At 67.4% G+C, this 14,707-nt stretch carries 16 protein-coding genes; 9 read left to right on the top strand and 7 right to left on the bottom strand.

The genetic code is table 11. The annotated features are described in order from the left end of the window. The first annotated feature begins 463 nt into the window (after positions 1-463). Positions 464-3,124, top strand: coding sequence for a PKD domain-containing protein (locus QRM95_RS07355; protein ID WP_285247142.1), 2,661 nt, complete (start codon positions 464-466; stop codon positions 3,122-3,124). 176 nt (positions 3,125-3,300) lie between these two features. On the opposite strand, the gene QRM95_RS21145 is transcribed toward QRM95_RS07355, so the two are convergent. Continuing rightward, a complete protein-coding gene (locus QRM95_RS21145; RefSeq protein ID WP_502934942.1) occupies positions 3,301-3,561 on the bottom strand; it encodes a hypothetical protein in 261 nt (86 codons plus the stop codon). A 399-nt stretch (positions 3,562-3,960) separates the two neighbouring features. On the opposite strand from QRM95_RS21145, the gene QRM95_RS07345 reads away from it, so the two are divergent. The 7 genes from QRM95_RS07345 to QRM95_RS07315 all read left to right on the top strand — a co-directional run bounded on the left by QRM95_RS07345 (position 3,961) and on the right by QRM95_RS07315 (position 10,149). Continuing rightward, the gene (locus QRM95_RS07345) at positions 3,961-5,550 is read left to right on the top strand and encodes a S53 family peptidase (RefSeq protein ID WP_285247141.1); all 1,590 of its coding nucleotides are present in this window, start codon (positions 3,961-3,963) and stop codon (positions 5,548-5,550) included. Between the two features lie 130 nt (positions 5,551-5,680). After that, positions 5,681-6,436 carry a phosphatase PAP2 family protein gene (locus tag QRM95_RS07340; protein ID WP_285247140.1) on the top strand — a complete coding sequence of 252 codons (756 nt, stop codon included), beginning with the start codon at positions 5,681-5,683 and terminating at the stop codon, positions 6,434-6,436. A gap of 9 nt (positions 6,437-6,445) precedes the next feature. Further along, the gene (locus QRM95_RS07335; RefSeq protein WP_285247139.1) at positions 6,446-7,210 is read left to right on the top strand and encodes a DedA family protein; all 765 of its coding nucleotides are present in this window, start codon (positions 6,446-6,448) and stop codon (positions 7,208-7,210) included. A 5-nt stretch (positions 7,211-7,215) separates the two neighbouring features. Continuing rightward, the gene (locus tag QRM95_RS07330) at positions 7,216-7,887 is read left to right on the top strand and encodes a response regulator transcription factor (RefSeq protein WP_285247138.1); all 672 of its coding nucleotides are present in this window, start codon (positions 7,216-7,218) and stop codon (positions 7,885-7,887) included. Then, positions 7,884-8,960: a sensor histidine kinase gene (locus QRM95_RS07325; protein ID WP_285247137.1), complete on the top strand. Its 1,077-nt coding sequence runs from the start codon at positions 7,884-7,886 to the stop codon at positions 8,958-8,960. The genes QRM95_RS07330 and QRM95_RS07325 overlap by 4 nt, the downstream gene beginning before the upstream one ends. A 107-nt stretch (positions 8,961-9,067) precedes the next feature. Further along, on the top strand, positions 9,068-9,502 hold the full coding sequence (locus QRM95_RS07320) for a VOC family protein (protein ID WP_285247136.1): 435 nt from the start codon (positions 9,068-9,070) through the stop codon (positions 9,500-9,502). 5 nt (positions 9,503-9,507) lie between these two features. Next, entirely contained in the window at positions 9,508-10,149 is a 642-nt protein-coding gene (locus tag QRM95_RS07315) for a winged helix-turn-helix transcriptional regulator (RefSeq protein WP_285247135.1), read from the top strand. A gap of 77 nt (positions 10,150-10,226) precedes the next feature. Here QRM95_RS07315 and QRM95_RS07310 read toward each other — a convergent pair whose 3' ends face one another. The 5 genes from QRM95_RS07310 to QRM95_RS07290 form a co-directional block, all read right to left on the bottom strand. Next, the gene (locus tag QRM95_RS07310) at positions 10,227-10,643 is read right to left on the bottom strand and encodes an MmcQ/YjbR family DNA-binding protein (protein WP_285247134.1); all 417 of its coding nucleotides are present in this window, start codon (positions 10,641-10,643) and stop codon (positions 10,227-10,229) included. Positions 10,644-10,784: 141 nt separating this feature from the next. Beyond that, positions 10,785-11,162, bottom strand: coding sequence for a fluoride efflux transporter CrcB (crcB, locus tag QRM95_RS07305; protein ID WP_285247133.1), 378 nt, complete (start codon positions 11,160-11,162; stop codon positions 10,785-10,787). Further along, positions 11,159-11,746: a fluoride efflux transporter FluC gene (locus tag QRM95_RS07300; RefSeq protein ID WP_350223880.1), complete on the bottom strand. Its 588-nt coding sequence runs from the start codon at positions 11,744-11,746 to the stop codon at positions 11,159-11,161. Before QRM95_RS07300 ends, crcB begins: the two co-directional genes overlap by 4 nt. Then, positions 11,743-12,279 (bottom strand): universal stress protein, encoded by a 537-nt coding sequence (locus QRM95_RS07295; protein ID WP_285247132.1) that lies wholly within the window; start codon positions 12,277-12,279, stop codon positions 11,743-11,745. The genes QRM95_RS07300 and QRM95_RS07295 overlap by 4 nt, the downstream gene beginning before the upstream one ends. A gap of 123 nt (positions 12,280-12,402) precedes the next feature. Then, positions 12,403-12,903, bottom strand: coding sequence for a DUF4188 domain-containing protein (locus QRM95_RS07290; RefSeq protein WP_285247131.1), 501 nt, complete (start codon positions 12,901-12,903; stop codon positions 12,403-12,405). A gap of 66 nt (positions 12,904-12,969) precedes the next feature. Between QRM95_RS07290 and QRM95_RS07285 the strand changes: the two genes are divergently transcribed. Further along, the gene (locus tag QRM95_RS07285) at positions 12,970-13,545 is read left to right on the top strand and encodes a TetR-like C-terminal domain-containing protein (protein ID WP_285247130.1); all 576 of its coding nucleotides are present in this window, start codon (positions 12,970-12,972) and stop codon (positions 13,543-13,545) included. Between the two features lie 207 nt (positions 13,546-13,752). On the opposite strand, the gene QRM95_RS07280 is transcribed toward QRM95_RS07285, so the two are convergent. Next, positions 13,753-14,634 (bottom strand): helix-turn-helix transcriptional regulator, encoded by an 882-nt coding sequence (locus QRM95_RS07280; protein WP_285247129.1) that lies wholly within the window; start codon positions 14,632-14,634, stop codon positions 13,753-13,755. Positions 14,635-14,707: the final 73 nt, after the last annotated feature.

Raw genomic sequence — 14,707 nt, 5'->3', positions numbered from 1 at the left:
CCCAAAGCGCCCCGCCCGCGGCATTGACGGTTACCGGGGCTGCATCTAGGGTGTGAGGACGGATTCTGGGGCCGCCATCGATAGAGGGTGCCACGATGTCCCAGAGATGCGCAGAACAGCAGCTTGCGTCCGAGCCGTACCGTGAGATGTCCCCGGATCCTCGCTTGTCGGGATCCCACCCAGTGCAGGGGTTCAACCCTTCGCTCCAGTCGGCACCTGCGCCGGGGCCATTTCGAACATCCGCTCGTGCGGGAATTCCGGGAAGCGGCGGAGTGTATGGCCGCATCCATTTGTGGATGGCTCCCCGGACCTTGGGGTGCCCGTGGGCACGGCACTGATGGACCGCAGTCCACGGAGAGCGCGCACACAAGCAAGAGTTGCTGTCATTGCATGCCTGCTACTGGCTCTTGGCACCTTGGGTACAGTCAAGAGCTCCGCAGCAACCAACAGTCAGGTTAAGACGGTGTTCGTCGTCATGATGGAGAACACCGATTGGTCTCAGGTAAAGGGCAGCCCCAACTACCCCTATCTGAACAATACGTTGCTGCCTGACTCTGCCTACGCCAACAACTACATCGGCGGCATAAGCCATACCAGCCTGCCGAACTACGTGACGCTTGAAGCCGGAGATCCCATGGGTCTCACCGACGGCTCGTACCTTCCACCTACTCATTCCGCGAGTACGACTGATCATCTCGTTACACAGTTGCGAACCGCAGGGATCTCCTGGAAGTACTATGCCGAAAACCTTCCCGGCAATGGCACGACCTGCAACATCACTGACCCGGGAACACCATATTCCCTCGACCACAATGCGTTCGTCTACTTCGACGACGTGCGCAACGACCCTGCCTACTGCCAGTCCCACGAGCGGCCGTATTCCGAATTTGCCAACGACCTGACCAACAACACGGTGCCCAACTACAACTTCATCGTCCCCAACGATTGGAACCAAGGCGAAAAACTGGCTCCGGGCTCAACCTGCATGGCCTGCCAGGCGGATAACTTCCTGAAATCGGAAATCCCCAAAATCCAGGCCTCGGCCGCCTACGCGAACGGCGGAGCGATCGTCGTACTCTGGGACGAAAGCGCCAGCACCGGAAGTTACCCCAGCGGCATGATTGTCAACTCTCCGCTGGCTAAAAAGAACTACTCCAACAACATCGCCTATAACCATGGCTCGACGCTGCGCACCATGCAGACAATCTTCGGTGTCGGCCCCTTCCTGCGCATGGCCGCCACCGCAACCGATCTGTCCGACTTTTTTACCGTTCCGCTGACCACCGGCGCGAGTGCTGCCCCTGTGGCCTCGTTCACGGCCACGCCGACGTCCGGGACGGCACCGCTGAACGTGGCCTTCACCGACACCTCCACCGGGTCACCGACCTCCTGGGCGTGGGATTTCGGTGACGGCGGAACCTCCACCGTCCAGAACCCCACCCACAACTACGCGGCTGCGGGGACTTACACGGCCAAAATCACCGCGACCAACGCCACCGGTTCAGGATCAGCAACCTCCACCATCACGGTCACCACAGCGGGTCAGGCCCCCGTGGCCTCGTTCACGGCTGCTCCGACGTCCGGGACGGCACCGCTGAACGTGGCCTTCACCGACACCTCCACCGGTACACCGACCTCCTGGGCGTGGGACTTCGGTGACGGCGGAACCTCCACCACCAAAAACCCCACCCACAACTACGCGGCCGCGGGGACGTACACGGCCAAACTCACCGCCACCAACGCCACCGGTTCAGGATCAGCAACCAGCACAATCACCGTCACCACAGCGACCACCACCACGCCGCTTGAGCTGAACGATGCCACAGTAGGCACCGGGCTGAACCAGTTCACTTACAGCGGCTCCTGGAGCGTCAGCAACCCCGCCACGGCCTACAAATCCGACAACCACTTCGCCAACGCCACCAACGCCAGCTACCAGGTGCAATTCACCGGCACCCAAGCCAAAATCTTCGCCGAGAAAAGCCCGGCCCTGGGCATCATAGGCGTCTCCATCGACGGCGGAACCGAGACCAAGGTAGACCCCTACGCCTCATCACGGTCCGAACAGAACCTGCTCTACACCAGCCCCATCCTGGCCAGCGGCACCCACACACTCAAAGTCCGCATCACCGGAACCAAAAACGCCTCCGCCACCGGCACCTACGCCGCAGCAGACCGCGTCGAAATCACGGCCAGCGGGACCACCCCGCCACCGGCTCCTGCCCCTGTGGCCTCGTTCACAGCTGCGCCGACGTCCGGAACAGCCCCGCTGAACGTGGCCTTCACCGACACCTCCACCGGGTCACCCACCTCCTGGGCGTGGGACTTCGGTGACGGCGGAACCTCCACCACCAAAAACCCCACCCACAACTACACGGCGGCGGGCACGTACACGGCCAAACTCACCGCGACCAACGCCACCGGCTCGGGATCAGCCACCTCCACCATCACCGTCACCACAGCCGGCCAGGCCCCTCTGGCCTCCTTCACGGCCAACCCCACCTCCGGGACAGCCCCGCTGAACGTGGCCTTCACCGACACCTCCACCGGGTCACCGACCTCCTGGGCGTGGGACTTCGGTGACGGCGGAACCTCCACCACCAAAAACCCCACCCACAACTACGCGGCGGCGGGCACGTACACGGCCAAACTCACCGCGACCAACGCCACCGGTTCGGGATCAGCCACCTCCACCATCACCGTGACCACAGCGACCACCACCACGCCGCTTGAGCTGAACGATGCCACAGTAGGCACCGGGCTGAACCAGTTCACCTACAGCGGCTCCTGGAGCGTCAGCAACCCCGCCACGGCCTACAAATCCGACAACCACTTCGCCAACGCCACCAACGCCAGCTACCAAGTGCAATTCACCGGCACCCAAGCCAAAATCTTCGCCGAGAAAAGCCCAGCCCTGGGCATCATAGGCGTCTCCATCGACGGCGGAACCGAGACCAAGGTAGACCCCTACGCCTCGTCACGGTCCGAACAAAACCTGCTCTACACCAGCCCCGCCCTGGCCAGCGGCATCCACACACTCAAAGTCCGCATCACCGGAACCAAAAACGCCTCATCCACCGGCACCTACGCCGCAGCAGACCGGATAGAAATACTCTCGAACTAACCGAACGATATCCCGGACCGGATTGCCGGCCTGAACCGAGCGAGCAACAATAACAACGGTCCCGAGCTGGCCCAGGCGGCACCCGCACTCAGAGGTTCCGCAGCCATCTCCCTTCTCGGAGATCCCTCTACCCGTTTCGCCTGAGGCGGTCGGGTAGCTCAGGAGCCGTGCTTCATTTACGTAATGCGCGTCCAGGGGGCACGGCGGGCAGGGCTGAAGGCAGACCGGGTCTTTTGCCTGGCATTAGCGTGAAGGTCGACCGATGGCACGCGCCCGAATCTATTGCCTTGCAAAGCGGACGAGCCGCTTGCCTCGGCCGGGACGACGGTGGCTGCCGTTGAAAGGTCGGTTATCAGTCCCATGCCTGCATACTCCCGAACCGCAGCGATACCGGCCACCGCTGCAGCTTTATCCTCAAAGGCTCGGGACACCGCCATCACGGTGCCGTCCGGCGCCGTGAGCCGGAACCTGAACGATGAGTTTGAGTCCATAAATAGTTCGAACATTCCGGCCAAAGCATGCCTCCCAGTCGGCGGGATTCACACAGCGGCGCCGTTGCCACTGAGCATTCGAGTGCGCACCATTGCGTCCCCGGTCCCGCTGGTTCTTGTTCCTGACATCAGAAATAACTGCCTGCATCACGTGCCTACTGAGTGTTACCCACGAGCGACCTTTCCCACAAGACCCTGGAGTCCCACAGGACCCCGGCGCACCCAGAGCAGCAGCTGTGCGCTCGTGATGCGTCGCCGGCGGCACAGGAGGGACCAATGTTCCCTGTTCATTGTCAGTGACCCGGAGCACAATTGGCCTTGCCTGACCAAGAACGGAGCCATCCCATGTCCGAGCACACCAACCCCACCCCCGAGCACGCAGAGAGCCGTGTCCCCCTCCCCGGCTCAGATCGCCCCACGGCGGCACGGATTCAAAACACCCTGGGTCCCGTCAACCCCGCGCACAGGATCGAGGTCACCGTGATCCTGCGCCGCCAGGAAGCACTCCCGGAGACCTCCACCGAGGCCGCCAAGCCTCTGACCCGCGACGAACTGGCAGCCCGCCACGGCGCCTCCGACGCTGACCTGACCCTCGCCACGGAGACTTTTAACCGGCTCGGCGCCGAGGTTGTCGAGGCCGACGCCGCCTCCCGCCGCATCCGCCTCGCCGGGACGGTGGAGGTGCTGAGCCGGATCTTCGGCACCAGCTTGGAGGAAGTCACCAGCAGCGGTCCGCACGGCCACGACGTCACCCACCGGCACAGGACCGGAGGGCTGGAGATCCCCGCGGAACTGGACGGCGTTGTCACGGCGGTACTGGGCCTTGATGACCGGCCCCAGGCGCGCGCCCAGTTCCATGCGATTCCGCGGGCGGCATCCGGGACCAGCTACACACCGCCCGAACTCGCCCGGATCTACAACTTCCCCGCGGGCGGCGGCGGCGCCGGACAGAGCGTGGCCATCATCGAACTCGGCGGCGGCTTCGCCCAATCCGACCTGGACGCCTACTTCGCCGAACTGGGCATCACCGGCCCCACGGTGCGGGCAGTGGGAGTCGACGGCGCCGCGAACCAGCCCGGCCAGGACCCCACGGGCGCGGACGGCGAAGTCCTCCTGGACATCGAAGTGGTGGGCGCCCTGGTGCCCCAGGCAGACATTCCGGTCTACTTCGCCCCCAACACCGACGCCGGATTCCTCGACGCCATCATCAACGCCTCCCACGCCACCCCGGCACCCACGTCCATCAGCATCAGCTGGGGCCAAAGCGAGGACGACTGGACCGCCCAAGCCCGGACAGCCTTCGACCAGGCCCTGGCTGACGCCACCGCACTGGGCGTGACCGTCACCGCCGCCGCCGGGGACAACGGCAGCGCAGACGGCGCCACGGACGGCAAAGACCACGCCGATTTCCCCGCCTCCAGCCCCCACGCGCTGGCCTGCGGCGGAACCCGCCTTGACGCGGACCCCGCCACCGGGACCATCGCCTCCGAGACTGTGTGGAACGACGGCCCGCACTCGGCCACCGGAGGCGGTTACAGCGACACCTTCCCCGTCCCCGCCTGGCAGTCAGGCCAGTCCGCGCACCACGGCGGCCACCACCCCGCAGGGACGAAAGGCCGCGGAGTGCCGGACGTCAGCGGAGTGGCGGATCCCCAGACCGGCTACAAAGTGCGGGTGGACGGCAAGGACATGGTTATCGGCGGCACCAGCGCCGTAGCACCGCTCTGGGCGGCACTCATCGCCCTCCTGGCGGAGTCCACCAACCGCACCTTCGGGCAGATCCAGCCGCTGCTGTACCGCAACAAGGCGGCCTTCCGCGACATCACCACCGGAAACAACGGCACCTACAAGGCTGCCGCCGGCTGGGACCCCTGCACCGGCTTGGGCAGCCCCGATGGAGCAGCGCTCCTCACCGCGATCACGGCCGGCCCGTGACCTGACGGGGCGCCTTCCGCGGTCCTGCGGCGGTCACGTTTCTTAAGCCTTTCTTAGGAACCCTGGGGAAGGATCGAAACAGAGACCACGGACAGAACCCTGTCCGCCGCAGGACCATCCCGGAGGATTCGTGAACGGACCAACCCGAGCCCACAAGACAACAGTCGGCCCCCGCACCACCGACGCAGCCCGCACCCAGTTCCCCCTGCTCCCTCAGGCCCGGCACTGGCTGCTGCTGGGCGCACTGCTGTGCGCCGCCGTCGTCGCCCTCGGTTTCACGGTGCAGCTCCTGCCCGGCGACACCGCCGCCGAACTGCACGTGGACCAGGACCTCAGCACGCACCACGTTGCCGTGCTGACCGCCGTCGCAATGGGCATCAACCTCGTGTTCGGCCCGGTGGCCGGCCTGGGCCTGATCGCCGTCATCGCCCTGGTGGTGCTGCTGGTGCGCCGCGACCTGGCCAAGGCTGTTGCCTTCGGCGTGGTGGCGTGCTCGGGCTGGGTGGCCAGCGAAGTCTTCAAGCTGATCGTCGCCCGGCAACGGCCCAACCCGGCCCTGCTGTTCGATCCCCTGGCGCCGGAAACCGGATCCAACAGCTTCCCCAGCGGCCACGTCAGCTTCGCCGTCGCCCTGGCCTTCGCCCTGTACTTCCTGTCCCGGGGCACCCGCTGGTCCAAGCTGGTGGCCGCTGCCGGCGCCCTAATGGCCGTGATCGTGGCATGGTCCCGGCTGTACGTCGGCGTGCACTACCCCACCGACGTGGCGGCCTCATTCCTGGCCGCGAGCGCCGCCTTCGTGCTGCTCGCCGGGCTCTGGAACCGCTTCGCTCCCCGGCTCTTCGACCGCCTGCCCGCCGCGCTCACCACCCCGTCCAGCCGACGCTAAAGGACCCCCATGCACAGCTTCCTCACCCCTGACCTGGTCTCCGCCATGGCCACTACCGGATCACCGTCCCTGCTGGACCCCGCCGGCCTGCTGAGCGGCCTGGGACCGGCAGCCCTGGGCGTGATCGCCGGGATGGTCTTCATCGAATCCGGCGTCCTGTTCCCGTTCCTGCCCGGGGATTCGCTGCTCTTCACCGCCGGGCTCCTGCACCAGCAGTTGCAGCTTGCTCTACCCGTACTGATCGGCGTGATCACGGCCGCCGCCATCGCCGGCGACCAGGTGGGCTACCTGCTGGGCCGCCGGTTCGGCCGCCGCTGGTTCAAGGACGACGCCAAGGTCCTGAAAACCGCCCACCTCACCGCCACCGAGGACTTCTTCCGCCGGCACGGAGGCGCGGCCGTGGTCCTGGCCCGCTTCGTCCCCATCATCAGGACGTTCGCCCCGCTCACCGCCGGCACCGCCCGCTACGGGTACAAGGCCTTCACGCTGTGGAACATCGTGGGGGCCGCCGCCTGGGCCACGTCCGTGACCCTGCTGGGCACCTGGCTGGGGCACTACGAAATCATCGCCAAGAACATCGACGTCATCGCCGTGCTCATGGTCCTGGTGTCCGTGGTGCCTTGGGCCGTGGAATACCTCAAGCGCCGCCGCGCCAACCGCCGCTCCGCCGCAGACCCGTCCGGAGAGTACGACGACGATGCTTCCGCGGGTGCCCCGCCGCACCTCGACACGGTGGGCGCCACCGCCCGGCAGGACGAATTCACGGAAGAATAGGCCGCATGACCACCGCGGACCGGCCCTCCTTGCTGCTCGCCGAGGACGATCCCGCGCTGGGGCCACTGATCGCGGAACTGCTGGAGCCGGACTACCGGATCCGGCTCGCTGCCACCGGCCAGGAAGCCCTGCACCTGGGACTGACGCAGCCCTGGGACGTGATGGTGATTGACCGCGGCCTGCCCGTCATGGACGGACTGGCCGTCATCGCGGCGCTCCGGGCCAAAGGCATCGCCACCCCCATCCTGATCCTCACCGCTCTGGGCGAGACGGACGAGAAGGTCCGCGGGCTGGACACGGGCGCCAACGACTACATGACCAAACCGTTCGACGCCGGCGAGCTGGCGGCGCGGCTGCGCGCACTGACGCGCACTTTTGCTCCGCCCGCGGGACCGGTGGGCATCGGCAGCTGGGACTTCGATCCGGCGTCGCGCGCTGTCCGTTCCGCTTACGGCGAGGTGGTGACGCTGACCGCCAAGGAAGCCGAAGTCCTGGCGGCGCTGGCCGCCGAACCCGGCAAGGTGTTCACCCGCGACGACCTGCTCGCCGCGCATTTCCAGTCCACGGACCAGCCCGGCGTCATCGACACCTACGTCCACCACCTGCGCCGCAAGATCTCCCGGACCGTCATCCGCACCGTCCACGGTGTGGGCTACCAGATCGGCGACCCTTCATGACCTTTCCCCAAAGCTCCGGCACCGGCTCCTCCGGCTTGTCCCACTCCGGCCCTGGATCCTCGGGCCTTGGCTCCCCCGGCACTGTGGATCCGGACCAGGACACCCTCCGTCGCGCGTCGCTGAAGGTGGCGCTGCGGATCAGCGCCGGCGTGGCCGTCCTGGTGCTGGTGTTGCTCGCCGCCGCCACCGTGTTCCTCATGAACAAGCTGGCCCATCCCACGCCGCCCGGTTCCACCGCAGGCAAGGCCTACACCTACCTGGATTCGAAGGACCTGATCGAGGGCATGATCCTGGCGGGGCTGGCGGGCATCGTGCTGGCCGGTGTGGTGGGCTGGATCAGCGCCCGCAGCGCCATCCGGCCGCTGGGCGAGGCCCTGGCCAGGCAACGGCGCTTCGTCCAGGACGCCAGCCACGAACTCCGCACCCCGCTGGCAATCCTTGATACCCGCATCCAGCTCGCGCAGCGCAAGGCCGAGCCCGGGTCCGAGCCGGCGCAGGCTTTGGCGAAGATCCGGGAGGATACGGCCACGCTGACGGGCATCGTCAACGAACTCCTGTTGGCGGCGACCGGCTCCCCCGGCGCATCCGGTGCGCCCGGAGGTGCCGTCCCGGAGCCGGTGGACGCCGCGGAGGTTGCCCGGTCCGCCGCCGAAAGCCTCCAGGCCCTGGCCGGCCAACAGGGCGTCCGGCTGGACTTCTCCGGTACCGGCGCGGCGTGGGTGCGCGCGGATCCCGGCTCGCTGCGGCGCGCCATCCTGGCTCTGGCCGATAACGCGCTGGCCCACACCCCGCCCGGCGGAAGCATCACCATCAGCACCAGTGTTGAGGGATCCCGGGCCGTGGTCCTGGTGGCAGACACCGGATCCGGCATCACCGGGGTGGACCCCGGGCGGATCTTTGACCGGTTCGTCCGCGCCCCGGGGCTGGACGGATCCGGGGGCAGGCGCAGCTTCGGCATAGGACTGGCCCTGGTCCGCGACATCGCCACCGCGGCCGGGGGCACCGTGGACGTACAGCGGACCGGATCCGACGGGACGACCATGAGGCTGGCACTCCCGTTGGCGCGGGGCTGAAAGCGGCTGAACGAACGGGCTGAAAGCACGCGCTCAGGGTATTGACCCCTCACTTGTTTTTTGCAAGTATCGAGGTTATCCACTCCATCTTGCGAAAAGAGACCGTGATGACCGCAATGTTCGTAAACCTGCCCGTGACAGACCTGGAGCGCGCCAAGGCGTTCTACACGGCGGTGGGTTTCACCATCAACCCGCTCTTCACCGACCACAACGCCGCGTGCGTGGTGGTGGAGGAAGACCACAGCTACTTCATGCTCCTGGTCCGCGAATACTTCCAGACCTTCAGCGACCGGCCCATCGGTGACCCGTCCGCGACCGTATCGGCCACCACCGCAATCTTCCTGGAGAGCCGGGAAGCCGTGGACGCCAGCGTTGCCAGTGGCCTGGCAGCAGGCGGAACCGAGGCCCAGCCCGCTTCCGATTACGGCTTCATGTACCAGCGCCAGCTGACCGACCCGGATGGCAACATCCTGGAGTTTGGCTACATGGAAGCCGCCGCCGCCGAACAGGGCCCGGAAGCCTTCATGAACCAGCAGGCCTGAGGTTCATGGCCGCACGCGACTACGGACAGTACTCGGGCATCACGCGGGCCATGGAGATCGTCGGCGAACGGTGGGCCCTGCTGATTGTCCGCGACCTGCTCGTGGGGCCGCGCCGCTACGGTGAGCTCGCCGAGGGCCTGCCACGGATTCCGAGCAATATCCTGGCCGCGCGGCTCAAGGAACTGCAGGCGGCCGGCGTGATCCGCCGTGCGCCACGCTCACGGGTCATCGTCTACGAGCTCACGCCGTACGGACGGGAACTCGAACCGGTGGTTCTCGCGCTGGGCGCCTGGGGCTTCAAGGCCATGGGCGACCCCCGCGAGGACCAGGTCATCAGCCCCGACTCGATGACCATGGACCTGCGAACGGCGTTTCGGCCGGACGTGGCGGCCGCCCTGCCCGCCACCGCCTACGCGGCCCACTTTGGGTCCGCCGACCTCCTGATCAGGGTCCAGGGGCCCAGCCTCGACGTCATCCGCGGTGATGGCGCGGCGGACCTCGCCTTTGCCGCCGGGCCGGACATCCGACTGCTCATCTCCGGCGACATGGCACCGGACCGGGCGATCGAAAGCGGCGTGATCCGGGTGCTGAGCGGGCCGGGAGACCTCCTCCGCCGCTTTGCGGACACCTTCCACCTGGCGGCCTGACAGGCGGCGGCTCCTTTTGGCTGACGCCCACCCGGGGACGGGGCGTCATGGGGCACGGCGCGGACCGGCGTCGTGAGTCAGCGGCCGGCGAAGAACTCCTTGACCAGCCTTTTGGGTGCCCGGGCCGCCCAGGCTTCCACAAGGATCTCCGCCAGCTCTTCGCGTGACATCTCGCCAAGCCGGGACTCCTGCACCAGGACGGCGTTGTACCCGTTGAAGTGGGGCACGGTGAAGAACGGCAGCGACGGGTCCTCCACCAGGGCTGACTTCGCGGCATCGTCCGGGACCACGATGACCAGCAGGTCCTGGTACGGCTCGCCCGATTCCGGATTAATCGCCGTCTTGTGCGGGGCCTGGTACAGCACGAAGCCCCGGCCCTTGGGTCCCGGCGGCACTTTGTAGGTGGGACGGTCACCCCAGGAGGTCCCCAGCACAACCTCGGGAAGGCCCCTGCAGATGGCATCAATGTCGCCCGGTGTTGCCTTGCGCTCCATCGCCACAACGTAGCCCCGCGCCGTAACCGGCCGCAATGGTTTGCGTCGGGCTCCTACTCGGTGGCGCCCAGGAACTCCGCCACCAGGGTTGACGGCCTCGCGGCAAGAGATGCCGCCTGGGTGCCCGCGGGCCTGACCTGGCTACAACAGTCCGCCCAAGGCAAGCCCGCCGGCAGCAGCCGCCACCGCGGCCACCGCGGTGCCGATGCCGTTGAGGAGGGCCAGCCCGGTGCGGCGGGACTGGATGAGCCGCACGGTTTCGAAGCTTGCCGTGCTGAACGTGGTGTACCCGCCCAAGAACCCGGTGCCGGCAATGGCCTGCAGCTCGGCAGGCGCGGCATGGACGATCACGGCGCCGGCGAGCAGGCCAAGCAGGAACGAGCCCGTGACGTTGATGATGATCGTTCCCACCGGCAACGCGGTGCGGACCTTGGACCGTACCAGGCCGTCCACCACGAACCGGGTGGCCGACCCGAGCCCGCCCGCGACGCCGACCAGGATGATGATGGCGACGCTCACCGGCTCTCCTTCTTCAGACTCTTCAGGCGGCCGGCGGCCCGTGCCTGGTGGCCAGCCGCCAGCCAAATTCCCGCCGCGGTGGCAGCCGCGCCAGCCACCACGCTGACCGCCACGTAGAGCAGCGCGTCCGTGACGCGGCCGGCCCCGAACAGGGTGTTCGTTTCCAGCGCCAACGTGCTGTACGTGGTGAACGCGCCCATGAACCCGGTGCCGACGAACAGCCGGATCAGCCGAAGCCGCCCCGCGTCAGGGCCCCGCCGCACCAGGGCCTCAAGCAGGAGTCCGAGCAGGAAGGCACCGGAAAGGTTGATGGCCAGGGTGGGGACAGGCCAGCCACCCGGTGCAGGCAGGATGCCGGCCAGTCCAAAACGGGCCAGCGCCCCCAGGATGCCGCCCGCAATGACTATTAGGAGAAACCCGGGATGCAGGTGCACCGGCCGGTGGGGGCGCGCCGCACCAAGCGTCCCCTGGTCCGCTGCAGACTCCCCGCCGCCGGCCTCCGGACGCCCGGTCCCGTCGTCGTGCCCCTGCTGGTCCGCGTTGCCCGCCTGCGCCTGGGCGCCGGGGAAAGGCGGTTCCATCATCGGCCCGCCTTGGGCTGGTGCTTGTGCGGTGACAGCGGGACCACCAGCACGGGCCGGTGCTGGCGGTGGGTGAGGTGCACCGCCACGGATCCCACCAGCATTTCCTCAAGCCGGGCCCCGAGTCCGCGCTCGCGGGTGCCCACCACGATGACGGACGCATCGGCGGATTCCGCCAGGCGTCCCAGCGCCCGGGCCGGATCACCGGCAAGGGTTACGAAGGACCAGTCGATCCCGGAGCCGTCGAAGGCTGCGCGGAGGTCCGCGGCGATGGTGGCACCGATTCCTTCGATATCGTCATCCACCCCGTCGGGGTCGATCGGCCGGGCTTCCACCCTGCCGTCCGGCTCCTCGGCGAGGTAGGTGGTCACGTCCACATAGGCACAGACCAGCTTCACGCCGAGGCTGAACGCCAGCTCGGCGGCCCGGTGGGCGACGGCAAGCGGCTGGCCGGGCACGACGCCCATCACCACCGGCCCGCTGATCTGCCGCGGGACGTACGGCGCGGGGCTGGATTGTTTCGCTGCGTCAGTCATCTGTTCTCCTGTCAGATCCGGATTCTACTGCGCAGCCGGACGTCGGGGAGAAACGCGCGTCAAATGCGCCGCGGCGGGGGACGCCTGGCCCTGGCCCGGTTCGGCGCCGTCAAACCCCTGCGGTCAGGAACCGCCGGCTGGGTGGGCAGCCCGTCCCATCCGCTGCTTGGCGGTGTTGGTGCCTGCTCCGACCGGGACATGCTTGGTTGCCTTGGCGAGCCCGAAGAGCGGCATCCCGCTGTAGATGACCTCGATGCCGGCAGCGGGCACCTGATAGGTCTCATGCCAGACGCCGACGTCCCCAGTTCCGGCGAGCTCCTTCATGAAACGGCGCCAGGGCTCAAGATGGGGCGCATCCCTGTCAGCTGCAAACTTCCGCAGGTGCTCCGGACTCTCCCAGTAGCTGAGCATCATGGTGGTTCGCCCCACCCATTGCTGGTAACCGAGCATCCCCGCCGCCGGGTCATCGCCCAAATGCTGAAGCATCCGTCCCATGGCGGCACCAACCCTCCCCACGGTCCCCACCTTCCACCACCGGTTGGCCCGCATCCCGATCAGGAAAACCGTGACGGACTCCCGGCCCGGATCGGCTGTATAGCGGCCCGGAAATACCTTCTGCGACATGGGAACCCCTTCGGCACGGTGTTATGTAACGTTGTTACAAAACAAGGTTATGAAACAATGGGGTCCATGGCAAGACCTGTTGTGCATAACGATTCCCTGAGGCAGGACCTGTTGGCCGTCACGGCTGACCTGGTGGACCGCACCGGTCCGGCGCGGGTGACGATGCGGGACGTGGCCGCGGCCGCGGGGACCTCCACCACCGCCGTTTACTCGCTGTTTGGCGGGAAATCAGAGCTGCTCACCGCAGTCGTGGAGGACGGCTTCCGCTCGTTCGGCGAGTCGCAGGTGGCCGCAGCCGACGGCGGCCTACAGGCGCTTGGCGTGGCGTACCGGGCCTGGGCCCTGGAGCACCAGGCACTCTACCGGCTGATGTTTGGTGGCGTGCTGGCCGCCTACGTCGAGTGCCGGCCAGACCCGGACGTTGCCCTCACTGCCATGCAGCCGCTGATGGACGCCGTCGCTTCTGCACAGTCCGCCGGGACACTCCTGGAAGCGCCCGTGGAACTGGTCGCCGCGGCCATCTGGGGGCAGGTCCATGGTCTGGTCAGTCTGGAATTGGCACAAGTCGGCCCACCGGATGCCGATTGGGCGGCCGTCTACGCAGCCGCCCTGGACGCCGTTGCCCGCGGCTGGGCCGCCTGAAGGCGTTCCCAAGTCCGCGCCGGTCCGCACGCCCCGAAGGCGCAGGTGCGGCAACGCACCCAGGTGCGGGCCGCCGTCGTACGCGCTTTCGGCGTCCTCGACCCTTACATCAATCCGTGACGCGCGAAGTCCCCTGCGCGGCAGATATGTGGGCCGCGCCGGGGAATACGGGCAGCGCAAATCATTGTGCGCAGCGCCACCGGAAAGTCAGCTGGTTTCCGTGACCGATGCCTGGGCCGGTTCCGCCTGCGTGGCGGCCCAGCTGGCCAGGACTTTGAGGGCGTCCTCGGACGGCGAGCCCGGCTCGGCCGTGTAGACGTTGATCCGCAGCCCCGGATCGGCGGGGAGCTCCAGCGCCTCGTAGGTCAGGTCCAGGTCCCCCACGATCGAGTGGTGGAGCCGTTTGCGGCCGGTGCGGTGGTACTTCACGTCGTGCCGGGCCCACCGGGTGCGGAACTCCTCGCTGCGGGTGGAGAGCTCCCCGATCAGGTCGGAAAGGTCCTTGTCATATGGGTTCTTCCCGGCCGTGGACCGCAGGACGGCAACAATGTCGTCCGCGGCGCGTTCCCAGTCGGCGAAGAACTCCCGCGCCTTCGGGCTCAGGAACGTGAACCGTGCGCTGTTGGGCGGGGTGCCGCCGTCGGTCATCATTTCCAGGTACAGGGCCCGGCCCAGCTCGTTGGCGGCCAGGACGTCGCCGCGGTCGTTGCGGACCCATGCCGGCGCAGCGGTAATCGCGTCAATGACCCTCTGTACGCTGGGCCGCACCGTCAGCGTGCTCCGCTTCCGCCGCACCCGCGGAACAGCCGTGGACGCCCGGGCCAGGTCGAACAGGTGGGCCGTCTCGGCGTCGTCCAACTGCAACGCCCTGGCCAGCGCCTCCAGCACGCTGTCCGAGGCACCGGAAAGGTTCCCCCGTTCCAGCCGGATGTAGTAATCAATGCTCATCCCGGCGAGCATGGCCACCTCCTCCCGGCGCAGGCCCTTCACGCGCCGGTTGCCGCCATACGCCGGCAGCCCGGCTTCGTCCGGCGTGAGCCTGGCGCGGCGGGAAGTCAGGAACTTCCGCACGTCGTCGCTGTTCGTCATGGCACCCACGCTACGCCCGGCCCCCGCCGCAAGGGAGGGACTGTCAAGCCCTCCCACAAACCTCCGCATCCCA

This window comes from Pseudarthrobacter sp. efr-133-R2A-89 (genome assembly GCF_030209315.1).
GTDB lineage: Bacteria > Actinomycetota > Actinomycetes > Actinomycetales > Micrococcaceae > Arthrobacter.
Note: the sequence above shows the minus strand (reverse complement) of the source record. Positions and strands in the feature narration are given on the sequence as shown.

Bases quoted from the DNA above. Each gene is read 5' to 3' on its own strand.
- QRM95_RS21145 (WP_502934942.1), bottom strand. From the start codon at position 3,561: ATGGCGGTGTCCCGAGCCTTTGAGGATAAAGCTGCAGCGGTGGCCGGT.
- QRM95_RS07315 (WP_285247135.1), top strand. From the start codon at position 9,508: ATGGCCGCACGCGACTACGGACAGTACTCGGGCATCACGCGGGCCATG.
- QRM95_RS07330 (WP_285247138.1), top strand. From the start codon at position 7,216: ATGACCACCGCGGACCGGCCCTCCTTGCTGCTCGCCGAGGACGATCCC.
- QRM95_RS07345 (WP_285247141.1), top strand. From the start codon at position 3,961: ATGTCCGAGCACACCAACCCCACCCCCGAGCACGCAGAGAGCCGTGTC.
- QRM95_RS07295 (WP_285247132.1), bottom strand. From the start codon at position 12,279: ATGACTGACGCAGCGAAACAATCCAGCCCCGCGCCGTACGTCCCGCGG.
- QRM95_RS07285 (WP_285247130.1), top strand. From the start codon at position 12,970: ATGGCAAGACCTGTTGTGCATAACGATTCCCTGAGGCAGGACCTGTTG.
- QRM95_RS07310 (WP_285247134.1), bottom strand. From the start codon at position 10,643: ATGGAGCGCAAGGCAACACCGGGCGACATTGATGCCATCTGCAGGGGC.
- QRM95_RS07325 (WP_285247137.1), top strand. From the start codon at position 7,884: ATGACCTTTCCCCAAAGCTCCGGCACCGGCTCCTCCGGCTTGTCCCAC.
- QRM95_RS07300 (WP_350223880.1), bottom strand. From the start codon at position 11,746: ATGATGGAACCGCCTTTCCCCGGCGCCCAGGCGCAGGCGGGCAACGCG.
- QRM95_RS07280 (WP_285247129.1), bottom strand. From the start codon at position 14,634: ATGACGAACAGCGACGACGTGCGGAAGTTCCTGACTTCCCGCCGCGCC.
- QRM95_RS07290 (WP_285247131.1), bottom strand. From the start codon at position 12,903: ATGTCGCAGAAGGTATTTCCGGGCCGCTATACAGCCGATCCGGGCCGG.
- QRM95_RS07335 (WP_285247139.1), top strand. From the start codon at position 6,446: ATGCACAGCTTCCTCACCCCTGACCTGGTCTCCGCCATGGCCACTACC.
- QRM95_RS07320 (WP_285247136.1), top strand. From the start codon at position 9,068: ATGACCGCAATGTTCGTAAACCTGCCCGTGACAGACCTGGAGCGCGCC.